Annotated in this window: 1 protein-coding gene; it reads right to left on the bottom strand. The window is 52.5% G+C overall.

The genetic code is table 11. The annotated features are described in order from the left end of the window. Positions 1 to 10: 10 nt before the first annotated feature. Positions 11 to 1,099 carry an IS630 family transposase gene (locus tag MLC59_RS19730; RefSeq protein ID WP_248237303.1) on the bottom strand — a complete coding sequence of 363 codons (1,089 nt, stop codon included), beginning with the start codon at positions 1,097 to 1,099 and terminating at the stop codon, positions 11 to 13. Positions 1,100 to 1,183 lie beyond the last annotated feature (84 nt).

Genomic DNA, 1,183 nt, shown 5'->3' with positions numbered 1-1,183 from the left:
CTAGTGTGCCTTAACAAAAGTTCGTCTTATTATTAAGCTTATCGGATAGACGAGCAATTGATTCAATAATTTGATCCGCCGTTTTGCGCCAGACAAAAGGTTTGGGATCGTCGTTGTATCGTGCCAAATAGTCTTTGATGGAAGCCTCCAGTTCGCGAGTGCTGCGGTGCGAGTTGCGCTTGATCCAACGTTCTGAGATCAGGCCGAAAAATCGTTCCACCAAGTTGACCCACGATGCTGATGTTGGCGTGAAATGCACGTGATAGCGGGGCCTTGCGGCGAACCAGGCTCGTACCTTTTCGGTCTTGTGAGTCCCGTAGTTGTCCATAACCAGGTGGATATCCAGATCCTCCGGAACCTCCCGGTCAATTTCCTTTAAAAACGCCAGAAACTCTTTGGCACGGTGTCGCCTGTGCAGGCGCCCGATAACCTCGCCAGTGGCAACGTCCAAGGCCGCAAACAGAGTTGTTGTACCATGACGAACGTAGTCGTGCGTTCGGGTTTCGGAGTAGCCGAACGACAGCGGAAGCGCCGGCTGAGTGCGGTTCAGCGCCTGTATCTGGCTTTTCTCATCCACACACAGGACCAGAGCCCGGTCAGGCGGATTCATATACAACCCGACAATGTCATGGACCTTGGCCACAAAGTGGGGGTCGGTTGAGAGCTTAAAGGTCTCCAGACGATGAGGCTTTAACCCAAATGCCCGCCAGATTCGGCTGATTGCCATGGCATTGAGCCCGGTTTCCTTGGCCATCAAAGTGGTAGACCAGTGGGTCGCATCCTTGGGCTTGGATTGAAGCGTTTTGTTGATAACATCTGTTACCTTCTCGTCATCAATACTGCGGGGCCGACCACTCCTCGGGGCGTCTGTCAGTCCCGCCACACGGAACTGGTCAAACCGCTTACGCCACTTACTGACGGTTTCTGCCGTTACACCCACTCGCTCAGCAATCACTCGTCCAGGCAGGCCCTCAGTGCTCAACAGGATCATTCGTGCTCGTTGCTGCTCGGCTGCTGGCATCTGCCGGCGGCGAACCCACGAATTAAGCTCATCGCGTTCTTGGTCTGTAATGATCAAAGGAATAACGGGTCGACCCATTGCAGTAGCTCCATCGATGCCTTTTGCAATTATTCTACTCTTGAATTTTAATTAGGTCGATGAACTTTTGTTAAGGCACACTAG

It is taken from the genome of Marinobacter bryozoorum, assembly GCF_023156245.1.
GTDB lineage: Bacteria > Pseudomonadota > Gammaproteobacteria > Pseudomonadales > Oleiphilaceae > Marinobacter > Marinobacter bryozoorum.
Note: the sequence above shows the minus strand (reverse complement) of the source record. Positions and strands in the feature narration are given on the sequence as shown.